This is a genomic window from Pseudomonas sp. GW822-FHT07A10 (assembly GCF_058798795.1).
Genome location: NZ_JBXAKV010000001.1, coordinates 312,248 through 328,414 on the forward strand (window position 1 = coordinate 312,248; position 16,167 = coordinate 328,414).

The 16,167-nt window shown below is 56.9% G+C and carries 13 protein-coding genes; 7 read left to right on the forward strand and 6 right to left on the reverse strand.

The window, feature by feature from the left end; all coding sequences use genetic code 11:
- The first annotated feature begins 51 nt into the window (after positions 1–51).
- Together AC1RL4_RS01320 and AC1RL4_RS01325 are read left to right on the forward strand one after the other, a co-directional pair.
- Positions 52–483: an Lrp/AsnC family transcriptional regulator gene (locus AC1RL4_RS01320; protein ID WP_019578517.1), complete on the forward strand. Its 432-nt coding sequence runs from the start codon at positions 52–54 to the stop codon at positions 481–483.
- A 139-nt stretch (positions 484–622) separates the two neighbouring features.
- Positions 623–811 (forward strand): short-chain dehydrogenase/reductase, encoded by a 189-nt coding sequence (locus AC1RL4_RS01325; RefSeq protein ID WP_230172121.1) that lies wholly within the window; start codon positions 623–625, stop codon positions 809–811.
- A 72-nt stretch (positions 812–883) separates the two neighbouring features.
- On the opposite strand, the gene AC1RL4_RS01330 is transcribed toward AC1RL4_RS01325, so the two are convergent.
- From AC1RL4_RS01330 to AC1RL4_RS01340, 3 genes are all read right to left on the reverse strand, one after another.
- Entirely contained in the window at positions 884–2,092 is a 1,209-nt protein-coding gene (locus AC1RL4_RS01330; protein ID WP_230172122.1) for an MFS transporter, read from the reverse strand.
- Positions 2,093–2,181: 89 nt separating this feature from the next.
- Entirely contained in the window at positions 2,182–3,204 is a 1,023-nt protein-coding gene (locus AC1RL4_RS01335) for an alpha/beta hydrolase (protein ID WP_096480416.1), read from the reverse strand.
- A 44-nt stretch (positions 3,205–3,248) separates the two neighbouring features.
- Entirely contained in the window at positions 3,249–3,947 is a 699-nt protein-coding gene (locus tag AC1RL4_RS01340; protein WP_230172123.1) for a zinc-binding dehydrogenase, read from the reverse strand.
- Between the two features lie 165 nt (positions 3,948–4,112).
- On the opposite strand from AC1RL4_RS01340, the gene AC1RL4_RS01345 reads away from it, so the two are divergent.
- Positions 4,113–5,039 (forward strand): AraC family transcriptional regulator, encoded by a 927-nt coding sequence (locus AC1RL4_RS01345; protein ID WP_204125129.1) that lies wholly within the window; start codon positions 4,113–4,115, stop codon positions 5,037–5,039.
- Positions 5,040–5,521: 482 nt separating this feature from the next.
- On the opposite strand, the gene AC1RL4_RS01350 is transcribed toward AC1RL4_RS01345, so the two are convergent.
- A complete protein-coding gene (locus AC1RL4_RS01350; protein WP_230172124.1) occupies positions 5,522–6,697 on the reverse strand; it encodes a PAS domain-containing sensor histidine kinase in 1,176 nt (391 codons plus the stop codon).
- Between the two features lie 384 nt (positions 6,698–7,081).
- On the opposite strand from AC1RL4_RS01350, the gene AC1RL4_RS01355 reads away from it, so the two are divergent.
- The gene (locus AC1RL4_RS01355) at positions 7,082–7,708 is read left to right on the forward strand and encodes a TetR/AcrR family transcriptional regulator (RefSeq protein WP_018927737.1); all 627 of its coding nucleotides are present in this window, start codon (positions 7,082–7,084) and stop codon (positions 7,706–7,708) included.
- Between the two features lie 198 nt (positions 7,709–7,906).
- Positions 7,907–9,178, forward strand: coding sequence for an OmpP1/FadL family transporter (locus tag AC1RL4_RS01360; protein ID WP_230172125.1), 1,272 nt, complete (start codon positions 7,907–7,909; stop codon positions 9,176–9,178).
- 112 nt (positions 9,179–9,290) lie between these two features.
- On the opposite strand, the gene AC1RL4_RS01365 is transcribed toward AC1RL4_RS01360, so the two are convergent.
- Positions 9,291–10,076, reverse strand: coding sequence for an SDR family NAD(P)-dependent oxidoreductase (locus AC1RL4_RS01365; RefSeq protein WP_018927739.1), 786 nt, complete (start codon positions 10,074–10,076; stop codon positions 9,291–9,293).
- Positions 10,077–10,176: 100 nt separating this feature from the next.
- Positions 10,177–11,637, reverse strand: a complete 1,461-nt coding sequence (locus AC1RL4_RS01370) for an efflux transporter outer membrane subunit (protein WP_230172129.1) — start codon at positions 11,635–11,637, stop codon at positions 10,177–10,179.
- A 219-nt stretch (positions 11,638–11,856) separates the two neighbouring features.
- Between AC1RL4_RS01370 and AC1RL4_RS01375 the strand changes: the two genes are divergently transcribed.
- Together AC1RL4_RS01375 and AC1RL4_RS01380 are read left to right on the forward strand one after the other, a co-directional pair.
- A complete protein-coding gene (locus AC1RL4_RS01375; RefSeq protein WP_096480409.1) occupies positions 11,857–12,966 on the forward strand; it encodes an efflux RND transporter periplasmic adaptor subunit in 1,110 nt (369 codons plus the stop codon).
- On the forward strand, positions 12,963–16,112 hold the full coding sequence (locus AC1RL4_RS01380) for an efflux RND transporter permease subunit (protein WP_230172130.1): 3,150 nt from the start codon (positions 12,963–12,965) through the stop codon (positions 16,110–16,112). The genes AC1RL4_RS01375 and AC1RL4_RS01380 overlap by 4 nt, the downstream gene beginning before the upstream one ends.
- Positions 16,113–16,167: the final 55 nt, after the last annotated feature.

The window sequence follows — 16,167 nt, forward strand, 5'->3', positions numbered from 1 at the left end:
TAAATCGGGTGCTTTTCATTAAAATTTATACTTTTTGCTGTGGGAGCTTACATGGATCGTATAGACATCAAAATCTTGGGGAAGGTGCAGGACTTTGGTCGCATTTCCATCACGGAGCTGTCCAAGCACGCAGGTCTTTCTATTCCCGCCACCACTGATCGGTTGCGAAAGCTCGAAGACTCTGGGGTCATCAAGGGATATAGCGCTCAGTTAGATCCAACCAAACTAGGGTTCGGCATATCTGCTGTCGTCGGCATGACCACCCTCAAGCCTGCGAAATCCAAATTGATAGCGACGCTCAACGACATACCCGAAGTCGTTGAGTGCCTGCACGTCACGGGTAACGACTCCTACCTGATCAGGATCTATGCCAGGTCAATGGCCGATATCGAAAATATCATTGCGAAGATCAACGCGTACGGTGAGACACGTACAAGCATTGTCTTGTCTGTCCCTATCGAGAGAAGAAAGCTTGTCCCTTGAGCCTGTGCATAGAACAGTCAGCTGTCAGCTATTTCAAGGGTGATCATTTTGTTTGCCCGGAACGGCGCCAGCAGCGATTCATCTGCCCCTGAATTGGTGATCAACGTCCACGGCCCTTTAAGGAGCGGTGAACAATGCCATGTCAGTCGCAGACACTTGGGGTACTGCGGCCGATGTGCCTGCACCCACTAACGTACTCGGCCGTCATGGATCACCCGAAGAGGACATTGCGCCGATGGTGCTGTTTCTCGCCAGCAAGGATGGGCAATTTTTGGCGGGGTATAGCCTGACGCCTGACGGTGGCCAAATCATCGACAGCGCACGCTGATTTTACCGTCCAGTCTGCAACCGATTGCCCCACAGGGAACACAAGACTCGCCTTGGCATGTCTTGTGTTTTTTCAAGCGATGCTCTCCGATGCAACAGGCTCTCGCGAGGCTGCGCGTGCCGCCAGGAAGGCAAGAACAGCCGCCACGACCAGCAACGCGGCGCTTAACTCGAAGGTCATTCGATAACCGCTTGAGTCAAAGACCAGCCCGCCAACCGTCGCCCCCGATGCAATGGCCAGTTGGATGATCGCCACCATTAAGCCGCCTCCGGCTTCAGCAGCCTCTGGCAATGTTCTGGCCAGCCATGTCCACCATCCCACCGGCGCCGCGGTCGCAACCAGCCCCCAGAGACCCAACAAGACGGTGGTGGTAGTCACAGAGCTGCCGAACGAAACGAGTGCCAGCGCGATCACCGCCATCAATATCGGGATGACGATGAGGGTGCGATGCAGGCCATTTTTCAAGAATGCTTCAATCAGGAAGGTTCCCGCGAGGCCTGCCAGGCCGAGGACGAGCAACATCAGTGACAGCATGGAAATACTGACGTGCGTGACCGTTTCAAGGAACGGGCGCAGGTAGGTAAATAGCATGAACTGGCCCATGAAAAAGACACTGACCGCCGCCATGCCTAACGTGACCGGTGTGCTTTTCATCAACCTGAAAACATTTCCAGTGCCTGAACCGCTTTGCGACTTCATCGCAGGAAGGCTCACCCAAAGCCAGAGACTGGCGATTACCGCGACCGGGATGACGCACAAAAATGCACCGCGCCATCCGATGAAGGCTCCGAGAAAACTGCCCAGAGGTGCTGCAATCACTGTCGCAAGAGCGTTGCCGCCATTGACGACTGCCATGGCGCGAGCGATCTGGTCGTCGGGCACCAAGCGTATGGCAGTTGCCGCCGACAATGACCAGAAGCCACCAATTGCCACGCCGATCAGCGCGCGGCCGGCCATGAACACCCAGTAGTTCGGCGCGAACGCGACCACGGTTCCCGAAACGATCATCAGCAGCGTCAGGGACAACAGCAGTGGCTTGCGGTCGACCCGCGCCGCCACCGAAGCGGTCAGGAGGCTGGCGAATAGCGCAAACAGCCCAGAGACTGAAATGCCCTGGCCCGCTTGCCCTTCGGTGATATGCAGATCTGCGGCAATCGGTGTCAGCAGGCTGACGGGCATGAACTCCGATGCCACCAGGACGAAGGCGGCGAGCGACATGGCGAATACGGCACCCCATGATTGTTCAGGTTTTCGCGGGGCTGAGAGCGTGGGTTGGATCATTGATTGAATCCCGTAATGCGCGAAGCGTCGCGGCCCCGGGAACGAGGCCGCGCGTGAGAAGGGATGCCCGGCCAGGGCACTGCTCAGTGCTACTTCAGGTTGCTTTTGAAGAACGTGGTCAACTTGGCGAATGGAATGAGGTTGACCCGGTCGTAAAGATCCACATGGCCGGCATCTGGAATGATGAGCAGTTCTTTAGGTTCTGCCGCGCGTTTGTAGGCATCCTCACTGAACTCGAGTGAGTGTGCCCGGGCGCCAGCAATGAACAGCAGTGGGCGAGGGGAGATCGTCTCGATGTCGTTGAACGGATAGAAGTTCATGAATTTCACGTTGCTGGTCAGCGTCGGCATGGTGGTTGTCTGCGCCGATGCGCCGGCAGGGGTGACCTCACCACGTGGTGTGCGATAGAAATCGTAGAACTCGTCACCCACGGCGTTGCCGGTCAGCTTCAGTGGTGAGCCGCTGGTATAGCGGACTTCGCCACCCCAGAATTCGGCGTTGCGCTGCTGCGCCGCTTCGCGAATGATTTGCTGGCGTTGTTCGATCGTTACACTGTGCTTGAGGCCATTACGATTGGCGGCGCCCATGTCGTACATGCTGACGGTGGCGATGGCCTTCAGGCGCGGATCGATCTTGGCCGCACTGATGGCGAAGCTGCCACTGCCGCAAATACCGATGACGCCGATACGTTCACGATCGACCAATGGGCGAGAGCCGAGAAAGTCCACGGCGGCACTGAAGTCTTCGGCGTAGATATCAGGCGAAACGGCCTGGCGAGGCGTGCCCTCACTTTCACCCCAGAAGGACAAGTCCAGCGACAGTGTGATAAATCCCTGCTCGGCCATTTTTGTGGCGTAGAGGTTTGCACTCTGCTCCTTCACTGCCCCCATTGGATGACCGACAATGATCGCGGCATTCTTCGATTGAGGATTGAGGTTCTTCAGGATGAACAGATTGCCCACCACCTTCATGCCGTATTGATTCTTGAAGGTGACCTTTTCTACCGTCACTTTTTCGCTTTTGTAGAAGTTGTCCGCGCCGTTCGACAGATCGGCTCCCGTTGAAGAAAAAGAGGTAGCAAGCAGCCCTAGGGCAAGCAAAATGCCTTTCACTGGATAGTCCTTTTGATGAGCGGTTATTCGCTGGCGCCTTTCGCTTAGCCAGCCAATGTGGCGTTGTCGATCACGAAGCGATACTTGACGTCGCCCTTGAGCATCCACTCATAGGATTCGTTGATCTGATCGACCCGGACCAACTCGATGTCGGCGACGATGCCGTGCTCGGCGCAGAAATCCAGCATCTCCTGCGTCTCGGGGATACCGCCGATCATCGAGCCGGCAATCGTTCGTCGTTTCATGATCAGGTTGAACACGTTGGGCGATGGATGCGGCGAGGCGGGCGCACCGACCAGGGTCAGCGCACCATCGCGCTTGAGTAGAACCAGGAAGGCATCGAGATCGTGGGGGGCTGCGACGGTGTTGAGGATGAAGTCGAAGCTCTTGGCATGCGCGGCCATCTCCTCAGCGTTGCGCGATACCACCACTTCGTCGGCGCCTAACTCCTTCGCCGCTTCGCGCTTGGATTCGGATGTAGTGAGCGCCACAACGTGGGCGCCCATCGCGTGGGCCAGCTTGATGCCCATGTGGCCCAGGCCACCAATGCCGACCACGCCGATTTTCTTGCCCGAAAATTGCGTGCCTGCCCACTCGGCGCGCACCTGGTGCAAGTCCGAATGGCAGATGCCGCAAAAGGCAATATCGATCTGAACGTCATGGGCGACGGGTGTACGGCGAATGATTTGCAACGGTTCAAGGGGCTTGTCACCCGCATGAGCACCATAGGCTTGTACAAGCATGGGAGAGTCCTCAATGGCTTTGTCGGATGAACATTTTCCGGCTCTGCCCAGACTCCCTGTAGTGCATTGCGCTGGATTACTTGCCTGATTCTATGAGTCTCTGTTTTTTTGCAGGACGGTCGTAAGCGGGCGAGTTAGAGTTCAGCGAAGAGGTACAAGGCGAACATGACGATCAAACACGACACCGCTGCTCAACACCTGTCGCCACAAGAAACGCTTGCGCGGATCATTGGCGAGCAGATCCCGAAACCAGGTGACTACGGAACGCCCATTGCGGGCCTGGGCTTTTTCAGGCGCGAACATCCGTCGCCGCCCGTCGTCTGCATGGTCGAGCCAAGCATCATCCTCGTCGCCCAAGGTGAGAAACAGTTGTGGGTAGGTGGCGAGGGCTACCCGTATGACACGTCGCGATTTCTGATCACCTCATTGGACTTGCCCGCCAATTCTGAGGTGCTGGTGGCAAGCCCGGAGCAGCCATGCCTGGGGCTGACTTTGAAGCTCGATCTACGCATGCTGGCTGAGCTGATAGTGCAGGGTGACTTGCCGCCAACCCGTGATCGATCAGTGGTGAAAGGTGTCGGGATTGGTTCAGTAACGCCTGCCATGTTGGCGTCGTTCGAGCGCTTGCTGGCGCTACTCGATGAACCTGAAGCCATCCCTGTGCTTGCGCCCCTGATTCAGCGCGAAATTCACTATCGTCTCTTGAAGAGTGATCAGGCTGCCAGGTTGCGGCAGATTACCTCGGTCGATGGCCAGGGTTATCGCATCGCAAAAGCCATCGACTGGCTGAAGTTGAATTACGCCTCGGCGCTTCGCGTCGAAGAACTTGCGGCGCGAGTGCAGATGAGCACACCCACCTTTCATCACCACTTCCGCCAGCTCACCTCGATGAGCCCGTTGCAGTACCAGAAGTGGTTGCGATTGAACGAGGCGAGGCGATTGATGCTCAACGAGCATCAGGAAGTATCAAGCGCAGCCTACCAGGTCGGCTATGAAAGCCCATCGCAGTTCAGCCGCGAATACAGCCGTCTGTTTGGCGTACCCCCCAAGCGGGATATTGCGATGTTGCGAGGGCAGGGGGTAGCAACATAAATACACCCTGTCAGGCAGGCGCCATCAGGACGGTTCTCAGCTGGCAGCTAAGGCTATACAAGGCCGACAAACGACAGAATAACCAGGACAATCACAACTGCCCCGACGATGTAGATAATATTGTTCATGAAAACCACCTCTCTATCCCAACAGGATTGCGACACCACGGTGCCTAATACAGATGACACCTTCGTTCGCAGTTACGTTCCCCGAACCAGTCTCGACGACGGCACCTCGCGGCAACCTCGGCTAATTTGCATGTGCCCGAGGAGTGCGCCGTGGCTGCAGGACACCATCCCGTTCGGCTTACTCCAGTGTTTTCCCAGCCTGAGCGATTGGGCAATTTGCGGGCAAACAGTAAACTGGTGGGCGTTTTGTCGTTGAAGGGCACCAGTCTTCGCGGACCAGATTGGCAAGCAACACACCACGCTATCGACGGCTAGCAAAGGAGGGCGAAGGGGTTGAGCGAAGGTCAACCCAAGCTAATTTATGGTGCGAGGAAAGGTTGCAGTGAATGTTGTTCCGCTCGTTAGAGAAGACGTTACAGCCACGTCGCCGTGGTGCGCCCTGGCGATCTCACGAACAATGAACAAACCCAGCCCGACACTTCTAAGTTCAGCATTGTCATGACTGCCGCGGATCATCGGTTCGAACAGGTCCTTGAGCAATTCAGGTGGTATGGGTGTGCCAAGGTTGTGGACTGTAATAATGACCGCTGGATCTTCGATGCGCGAAGAAACGGTGACTCCGCTATCGGCAGCACCGTAGGCGACTGCATTGGCGACCAGGTTGCCGATGAGTTGATAGAGCCGGTCACTGTCGGCAGTAAAGTTACCTTGCCCATAACGCAGGTGGGACAACTCATGCCCGGGGAACGCCAGGCTCAACTCATCCAGGCAGTCGGCCACCAGTTCGTGTAGATCAACGGGTTTGGGCAGAACTGCGATACCTCGCCCGACCTGCGTCAAGGTGAAATCCAGCAGATCGGCCACCAGGCGCTGTGCGCGATCTGCCGAGTGGGTGATATGGCTAAGGATTTGTGCTTGTTTAGCATCCATCTCTCTGCGCCCCAGCAGTTCCGTTGCCATTTTTATCGCCGACAATGGGTTGCGCAGGTCGTGACTGACAATCCCGATAAGCTGCTCGGCGAACAGGGCCCGGTCTTCCGCCGCGGCGTAAGTGATGCGCAGCTTGTCTTGGGTGATATCCATCACCCGTTGATCCTTGAGGTGTTTTGCCAAATGTCTTTCTGCGAGCATTCGGGCATGGAGCAGCTCACGCTCGTATCTTTGCCGATCTTCGGCTTTGAACAGTGTCATTTCATGAAATATGCCAGCAGAACTCTCACAACGGATGGCGCTGAGCATCATCGGAATTGAATGTCCGTTGTAGTGAACGAGATCGAATTTGACATCAGCGATCACGCCCTGGATTTGCATAAGGGGCGCCCAGTACGTCCTGTGAAACGTCCTCCCTTCAGGGCTCATCAGGTCTTGGATGTGACGACCGACCAGCTCACTCCTGCGGTAGCCAATCCAGCGGCAGAAGGTGAGGTTGGCCTGTGCGATCTGGCCATTTTCTGCGGTAAGCAGTAAGCCACAATCAGCTTCATCGAAGAGAATTTCAGAACCGGGCAGCGAGTCGTCATCTGCGGGCATTTGTATTCACTGACCAATGGGGCCGATATCTGAAAAATTATAGACGCCACTTGGGCAAGTTCTCAAAATTTACTCCTTTTGCAGTGCTTGGTCTCGACATACGGAGGGTTAGCCAATCTGTTGCATCAACCGGTTGAATCCACAGCCGATAGTCAACGGTGTCAGGAGCGGCCGCACTCACCACTGAAGGACTATCAGATAATGTTCTCCAATAAATCAGTCGTGCGTCGCGCAGCAGCAACTCCTCGAGGCAGCCACTGTCGACCGGCTCAAGTGATGAAGTTTGTGGGCGCTCGGAAAAGTCGTTCGAAATGGTCGATTCGTGACTAGCTATCTTATCGGTCACAAGTTGTCAGTCCTCGATAGGATGAGTAAGCTGTTCCCATGAATCAGCCATCAATATCTTCAGCTTCGCCCAGCCCCCGTGGCCCAGCCGATCACGACATTCGAGACCAGATTGTTGCGGCGGCCAACGAACACTTCAGTCAGTACGGCTACGGCAAAACCACGGTTTCCGACCTGGCTAGGGCCATTGGGTTTTCCAAGGCCTACATCTACAAATTTTTTGATTCCAAGCAGGCGATCGGTGAAGCCATCTGCGCAAATTGTCTGGCAGAAATCGTCGCGGCTGTGGAGCAGGCGATCAATGTAGAAGACCTGTCGCCGACGGAACGCTTTCGACGATTGGTCAAAACTGTGGTCGCCACAGGTGTGAATCTGTTCTTTAACGACCGAAAACTCTATGACATTGCAGCATTTGCGGCGTCGGAAAGCTGGCCCAGTACGCAGGCTTATGACGCACAGATCAAACGCTTCGTGTTGCAAATCGTGCGGGAGGGGCGAGAGATCGGCGAATTTGAACGCAAGACTCCCCTGGACGAAACAGTAGAAGCGATACATCTGGCTTTGCGGCCTTTCGTCAATCCTTTACTCCTGCAGTACAACCTCGATTATGTCGAGGAGGCGCCCACGCTCACCGCCAACCTCATTTTGCGTAGCCTCATGCCTTGACCTTCGGCTAACGGTTTTACGTCATGCCTGTGTAAGCGACACATCACCAAAACGGCTTTTCACTTTGCCCTTCTTCCAGTCGTCGAAGGGCATTTCATTTATTCGCATTGTGACCGTTGACTGAATTGGTCACATGAATAAATATGGTGGGCCGTTGCTTCTACTGCTTCATCTCAGTGATCCCATAGAGTTCAAACAATGAAAAAAATATTGCTCAAGAGCCCATTTGGCCTCGCTGTCGTGCTCGCATCTTCAAATGTGTTTGCAAGCGGTTTCGCTCTCAATGAACAAAGCGTCAGTGGGATGGGGTCCGGGTTTGCCGGGCGCTCCTCTTCCGCTGAAGATGCGAGCACGGTCTTCGGTAATCCGGCGGGTATGTCTCGATTGAAAAGAGAGCAGGTCAGCGTGGGCGCGGCGACTCTATTCGCGAAGACCGACATAAGCCAAACCCGCAGTACATTCGGAGGCCAGGAAGACGGCGACATGGTGCCAACCACCACAGTGCCTATGGGTTACTACGTCAAACCCATCGATGAGCATTGGGCGTTCGGTGTAGGGTTTTATGTACCTTTCGGTCTGATGACTGACTATGGCAGCGGTTTTGCCGGGCGTTACTACGCCAACAAAAGTGAGGTCACGACCCTTACGTTCCAGCCCACCATCAGCTATGCCTTTAACGACAAAGTTTCGATCGGGTTCGGTCCGACCATCAACCGCATCACCGGTGAGCTGTCCGGGATGGTGCCCAATCCACTTAGCCCAGGTCGCAATGACGGAAAACTCAAAAGCACGGGCGATGACACGGCCCTCGGTTTCAACGCCGGTATCCTGGTGCAGGCTACAGACCAAACTCGCTTGGGCATGACTTACCATTCCAAGGTCAGTTACCACTTGGACGCCAAGACCAAGGTCACCGACGGCATCTTTAGCGTGTTGGGGGTCAGCGGCCGGAGTTATGACGCTTCGCTGGATGTGGATACCCCAGAGTCAGTGGATTTCTCGGTGACTCATCAGCTCAATAATGACTGGACTCTATATTTGGGGAGTACCTGGACACGCTGGAGTCGCTTTAAAGAATTAACCATCGAGAACACGGGTTTACCCCCTTTGTTGAGCGGCTCGCTGGGCACTATTACCGAAGAACAGAACTGGCATGATACGTGGGCTCACGCTATCGGCACGGCGTACAAATTGAACAGCCAATGGGTACTTCGCGCAGGCTTCTCGGTCGACCAGTCTCCCACCAACAACACCAACCGTGGACCACGTATTCCTACGGGTGACCGGAAGGTTATCAGCTTCGGTGCTGGCTGGACTCCGGCGGACAATGTCACGATCGATGTTGCTTATTCCTACCTATGGGAGGAGAGCGTGCAGATCAACGACGCCTCTGCGAACAGAGGTGCATACAGTGCCAAATTTAAGAACAGTGCGAACGGGCTCGGTACGTCTGTGAGTTACCGCTTCTAATTGAGTGCTGTTACACAATGAATGTCCTGTCGGGAGCACGCGTTGCCTCCCGACCTTTAGGAACACATCTCGGGCCTTTCCCCTGAGGTAAAAGACCTCTTTGTCGCCCCCCTCAGACTCCCATCACCTGCGCCATAAGGCCCTGATGAAACCGACGAGGCGTGGCCCAAGTCAAGACAGTAATGGCCTTGTTGCCAAAACCCGGCACCACACTCATGCGTCCGGCTTGCAGCGCACGGATTCCTGCACGCACGACGGGTTGAGGCTGCATCATCACCATTTTCAAGGCCGGTGTGATCCGTTGCTTGGCGCTTTCTGCAAATCCGGTATCCGACATTCCTGGGCACAGTGCGGTAACGACGACGCCGTCATTTTTCAGTTCGCGATGAAGCGCATCAGAGAAGCGAAGAACATAGGCTTTCGCGGCAGAGTAAACGGCGAAATTCTTCACGCCCTGGAAGGACAGCAAGCTGGCGACCATCAGGATGTGCCCACGTTTTCGGGCTCGCATGTCGGCCGCGAAAAGGCGTGTCAGGGCTGTCAGGCTGGCGATATCCAAATCAATCATGGTCAGGGACTCATCCAGAGGTTGATCCAGGAAAGGCCCCTGCAATCCATGACCCGCATTGTTGATGAGCACATCGATCACTATATTGCGTTCGCTGAGTCGCTCATGCAGTCCGATGATCGCCGGGATCGAGGACAGGTCTACTTGTTCGACGATCACATCAACGCCGAAGCGTTCGCGCAGCTGCGCCGATAGCGCTTCGAGCTTACTCAGCCTTCTTGCTACCAGAACGAGCGATTTTCCCTGCGCTGCATATTGCCGGGCAAACTCCTCGCCAAATCCGCTTGATGCGCCGGTGATGAGCACCCAGGAATTTTCGTTCGACTTCATTTCGCTTTACTCCGGTTGGTTTCTATTGAGCAATTGGTAGAGCGAAACCCGCTCTCGGATTGGGTCGTAGCTGAAAGAGGGGGGCGGTGCGTGCATTAAATCATCGTGTCGCAACAGGCTGAGTTTCAGGAGGCTGCCAGCCACCACCGAGCGCCTTGAATGCCGCGACTGCCGCCCGTGCCGATTCCGTTCGAGCTTGTGCCCGAGCATCGGAAGCCTGCAGCATCGTCTCGTCGGCGTGCAGGACATCGATCAGGCTGGCTGTGCCTTTCTCATAGGCAATGAACGACGATTGGCGAGCCTGTGTCAGAGACGCCTCTCCCCCGGTGAGGGTGGTTGCTTGAGCTTCCCGATTCACCAGTGAGGAGAGCGCGTTCTCAACATCCTCGGTGGCGCGCAGCACAGACTGACGGTAAGCGGCCAGGGTTTCGGCTTCCTGTCCCTTGGCTTGGTCGATTTGGGCGTTTATGCGACCGAAGTCGAAGAGTCTCCAGTGCAGGCCCAGTACGCCCGCTGACTGGCTGGCGCCGCTGGTGAAAAGATTGCCTGCGGATACAGCCGTAGCACTACCCAGCAATGCGCTGAGGGAGAATTTCGGGTAGTACTCAGCAATCGCCTCCCCGATGCGCGCGTTTGAGGCCGCAAGACGGCGCTCAGCCACAATGAGGTCTGGCCTGCGGCGCAGCAAATCGGCCGGCGTTCCCATCGTCTTTAACTGCGGCGCTACAGGAATGCTCCCCGCACTGGCCAGTTGTGTGCGGTGAGTGCCTGGCGGCGTGCCGAGCATGACATCCAGCGCATTCATGGCAGCATCGAGACCGGTCTGCAGGACCGGCACTGTCGCCTGGACCTGCGATAGCGCCCCCTCGGCCTGGCGAACCTGATAGTTGGCGGCGAGCCCCTTGCTGTAGAGCAACTGGACTTTCTCTAGCAACTCCTGCTGCGTTTTAACTTGCCGATTCGCAATGTCCAGCCGGGTCTGCAGTCCGCGGATAGTGATGTAGATATCGGCGGTCTGTGCAGCGACGGCCAATCGTGTGGCAGCGACGCCCGCCTGGGAAGCCTGGTACTCGGCCAGAGCAGCCTCGCGTCCGCGGCGCAATCCGCCAAAGACATCTACCTCCCAGCTGGCATCGAGGTTGGCCTCGTAGGAACTTCCGTACCGGTCATAGCCAGGCGTTGAGTTCAACACCTGGCCGAGCGGAGTCTCGATTGACTGGTAGGAGCGCGCGGCCTGTCCGCTGATGTTCCCCGAGGGCAGTAAAGCGGCATTTGCGGCGCCCAGTCCTGCCCGCGCCTGCGTGACTCGCGCCGACGCCTGCGCCAGGTCCAGGTTCTGCTCAAGTGCCTTGGAGACGAAGTCGGCTAACAGCGGATCACCAAAGCCTTCCCACCAGGCGACAAGACTGGCCGGCGTCGCCCCAGGCCTCTGTTCGACAGAAGACTGCCCCAAGTAATGGTCCGACAGTGGGGCGTCCGGACGGTGATAGTCCGGACCGACCGCGCAACCTGTCATCAAGCTGGCACTCACCAAGAGAGCAATGGGGCGGAGGGGAGGCATTGAGGTACCTTCAATCGAGGATGTTTGTGACTATATTACGTTATGGTCACTATCTGTCAATCGACGCTCTTTGGGCTGAGCTCGAGCTTGGCCAGCAGTGTTCGGCAATACTAATGCTGAGATCATGGGGTTCGGTACTTCATAATTCGTGACCATTGACAGTTATGGTCACTAGACTGAGAATGAGGCGCCTGTCCTATTTTTTAAGTAAGGGAACCTATGCGCCGGCTTCGACCTGTCCCCATTGCCGCTTGCTTGTTGCCTCTCGTCCTGACGGCGTGTGGCGACTCATCCACCGTTGAAGATCCACGTACGCATGCCCCTCTGGTGAGGTCCTCTGCGGTTCAGGGTTCGTCCGACGTCTCACGTTCTTTCACGGGTGTCGTGGCTGCCCGCGTCCAGGGCGATCTGGGCTTCCGGGTGTCAGGCAAGATACTTGAGCGTCTGGTTGACACCGGTCAGACCGTTAAGCGTGGTCAGCCACTCATGCGTCTCGACCCAATCGACCTGGGGTTGCAGGCGCGAGCACAGCAAGAGTCGGTCATCGCCGCTCGGGCCCGAGCCAAGCAGACTGCAGATGACGAGGCGCGATATCGCGACCTGGTCGCCGCAGGCGCTATTTCCGCATCGGCTTACGACCAGATCAAAGCCGCAGCGGATACCGCAAAGGCGCAGCTCAGCGCCGCTGAAGCGCAGGCTGATGTAGCCCGCAATGCTTCTGGTTATGCGGTGCTGTTTGCGGATTCCGACGGCGTAGTGGTGGAGACGCTCGCCGAGCCCGGACAAGTCGTCAGCCCGGGACAGCCCGTGGTTCGACTGGCGCGGGCAGGGCAACGTGAAGCCATCGTGCATCTGCCCGAGACGCTACGCCCCGCAGCAGGATCCACCGCGCAGGCGACGCTTTATGGCAATACCACGGGTGCTGTTACAGCGAAGCTGAGGCTGCTTTCTGACTCGGCCGACCGAATGACACGCACCTTCGAGGCGCGGTATGTGCTTGAGGGGGCGCTGGCCAATGCACCGATAGGTTCGACCGTCACGCTTCGGATCGCTGAAGGCACCACGCAAGGGCAGGGGCTACAAGTGCCGATCGCTGCCGTTTATGACCCAGGCCAAGGCACTGGCGTGTGGGTCATTGCCGGTACACCTGCGAAGGTGGCCTGGCGACCTGTTCAAATCTTGGGCTTGAGCGACGACGCAGCGCGAGTCGCAGGCGATCTCAAGGTCGGCGAGCAGATTGTAGCGTTAGGCGCGCATCTGCTGCGCGATGGTGAGGAGGTGAGGCTGGCTCAACCGGATGGCGTCAAGGTCGCAGGGAGTCATCCATGAGCGAGGGGCGCTTCAATCTCTCCGCGATCGCCGTTCGCGAGCGCTCCATCACGGTGTTTCTGATCTTCCTGATCGCCGTTGCGGGCATCCTGTCGTTCTTCCAGCTGGGGCGTGCGGAAGATCCTCCGTTTACGGTCAAGCAGTTGACGGTTATTACCGCGTGGCCGGGCGCCACGGCGCAGGAGATGCAGGATCAGGTAGCAGAGCCACTTGAAAAACGCCTGCAAGAACTGAAATGGTACGACCGCACGGAAACCTACACCCGTCCTGGCCTCGCCTTCACCATGGTGTCACTGCGCGATAGCACGCCGCCCTCGCAAGTGCAGGAGGAGTTCTATCAGGCGCGTAAAAAGCTCGACGATGAGGCCAGGAAGCTGCCGGCGGGTGTCATCGGGCCAATGGTCAACGACGAGTTTTCGGACGTGACATTTGCACTGTTCGCCCTGAAAGCCAAAGGCGAACCGCAGCGACTGTTGGTACGTGATGCAGAGTCGTTGCGCCAACAACTGCTGCATGTGCCGGGCGTGAAGAAGGTCAACATTATTGGGGAGCAACCCGAGCGCATCTTTGTTTCCTTTTCCCATGATCGGCTGGCCACCTTGGGCGTATCACCTCAGGACATCTTTGCCGCGCTGAATAATCAGAACGTGCTCACGCCTGCCGGCTCGATCGAAAGCGACGGGCCGCAGGTTTTTCTTCGGCTGGATGGCGCCTTCGATAAGGTGCAGAAGATTCGTGACACACCCATTGCGGTTCAGGGGCGGACGCTGAAGCTCTCGGACGTGGCGACGATCGAACGTGGTTATGAAGATCCGGCAACCTTTCTCGTGCGTAATAACGGTGAAGAGGCCTTGTTGCTGGGGATCGTGATGCGTGAGGGTTGGAACGGTCTTGACCTGGGCAAGGCGTTGGACGCGGAGACGGTCAAGATCAATCAAGGCATGCCGTTGGGCATGACGCTCTCCAAGGTCACCGATCAATCTGTAAATATCAGTTCGGCCGTCGGCGAGTTCATGGTCAAATTTTTCGTCGCGCTGCTTGTGGTGATGCTTGTCTGTTTTCTCAGCATGGGCTGGCGTGTAGGCGTTGTGGTCGCTGCGGCTGTGCCGTTGACGTTGGCGGTGGTGTTTGTGGTGATGGCGGCCACTGGAAAGAACTTTGACCGTATCACCCTTGGCTCGTTGATTCTGGCGCTCGGACTGTTGGTGGACGACGCCATCATTGCTATCGAAATGATGGTGGTGAAAATGGAGGAGGGCTACGACCGCATCAAAGCTTCCGCGTATGCCTGGAGTCATACAGCCGCGCCGATGCTTTCCGGTACGCTGGTGACGGCTATCGGCTTTATGCCCAACGGTTTCGCGCAGTCGACAGCCGGCGAGTACACCAGCAACATGTTCTGGATCGTGGGCATTGCCCTGATTGCCTCCTGGGTGGTTGCGGTAGCTTTTACCCCGTACCTGGGTGTGAAGATGTTGCCGAACATCAAGAAGGTGGAGGGTGGTCATGCGGCCATCTACAACACCCGAAATTACAACCGCTTCCGCCAGGTGTTGACGCGTGTCATCGCTCGCAAATGGCTGGTAGCCGGTACTGTTATCGCAATGTTTGGCGTGGCGATTCTCGGCATGAGCCTGGTCAAGAAACAGTTCTTCCCTACCTCGGACCGTCCAGAGGTATTGATTGAAGTGCAAATGCCTTATGGAACCTCCATTGAACAGACCAGTGCCACCACCGCCAAGATAGAGGCCTGGCTGCAAAAGCAGGGTGAGGCAAAAATCGTCACCGCTTATATCGGGCAAGGCGCGCCGCGTTTCTATCTGGCGATGGCGCCGGAACTCCCTGATCCATCGTTCGCGAAGATTGTGGTGCTGACGGACAGCCAGGAGGAGCGCGAGGCCCTCAAGTTCCGTCTCCGCGAGGCCGCTGCTGAGGGACTTGCCCCAGAAGCGCGTGTCAGGGTGACTCAGCTTGTATTTGGTCCGTATTCGCCGTTCCCTGTTGCCTATCGGGTGATGGGGCCTGATCCGTCAAAGTTGCGCGAGATCGCGGGCCAGGTACTGGACGTGATGCAGTCGAGCCCGATGATGAGAACCGTCAACACTGACTGGGGGCCACTGACGCCGACGCTGCATTTCGCTCTGGATCAGGATCGCTTGGAGGCGGTGGGGTTGACGTCAAACTCAGTCGCGCAGCAACTGCAGTTCCTGTTGGCCGGAGTACCGATCACTGCGGTTCGTGAGGACATTCGTTCGGTGCAGGTGGTCGGTCGCGCAGCGGGTGATATCCGGCTCGATCCCGCCAGGATAGAAGGTTTTACTCTGGTAGGCTCGGCGGGTCAGCGGATTCCGCTGTCTCAGGTGGGAGAGGTCGATGTTCGTATGGAGGATCCGATCCTCCGACGTCGTGACCGCACGCCGACCATTACCGTGCGCGGTGACATTGCCGAAGGCCTGCAGCCACCGGACGTCTCGAGCGTGATCATGAAGGAGCTGCAGCCGGTCATCGACCAGCTGCCTGACGGGTACCGGATCGAGCAGGCGGGTGCAATCGAGGAGTCGGGCAAAGCCGGTAAAGCGATGTTGCCGCTGTTCCCGATCATGATTGCCATGACGCTGCTGATCATTATTCTGCAGGTACGTTCGATCTCGGCGATGATCATGGTGTTCCTCACCTCGCCACTGGGGTTGATTGGTGTGGTGCCGACACTGCTTATCTTCCAGCAGCCGTTTGGTATCAACGCCTTAGTCGGTCTAATCGCCCTTTCGGGCATTCTGATGCGCAATACGCTGATTCTGATTGGGCAAATCCATCACAACGTGCAAGAAGGGCTGGATCCGTTTCACGCGGTGGTCGAAGCCACGGTCCAACGTGCCCGCCCGGTACTGCTGACAGCGCTGGCGGCAATCCTGGCATTCATTCCCCTGACACACTCCGTCTTCTGGGGGACGCTGGCCTACACGCTGATCGGAGGCACGTTCGTCGGAACCATCATGACGCTGGTGTTCCTGCCAGCGATGTACTCCATCTGGTTCAAGATCCGTCCTGACCATACGGGGAAAACTGAACCAGCCAATAAGCAAGCAAGCCTGGTGGATAGGACGCCACCTCGTCCTCTCGACGTTCACCAAACCACAGAGCTTTAGCCGTAGGCCATAGCGTGCTGCTTTAGTGGGCGTCGACGTGGCTGTTTACCTGACA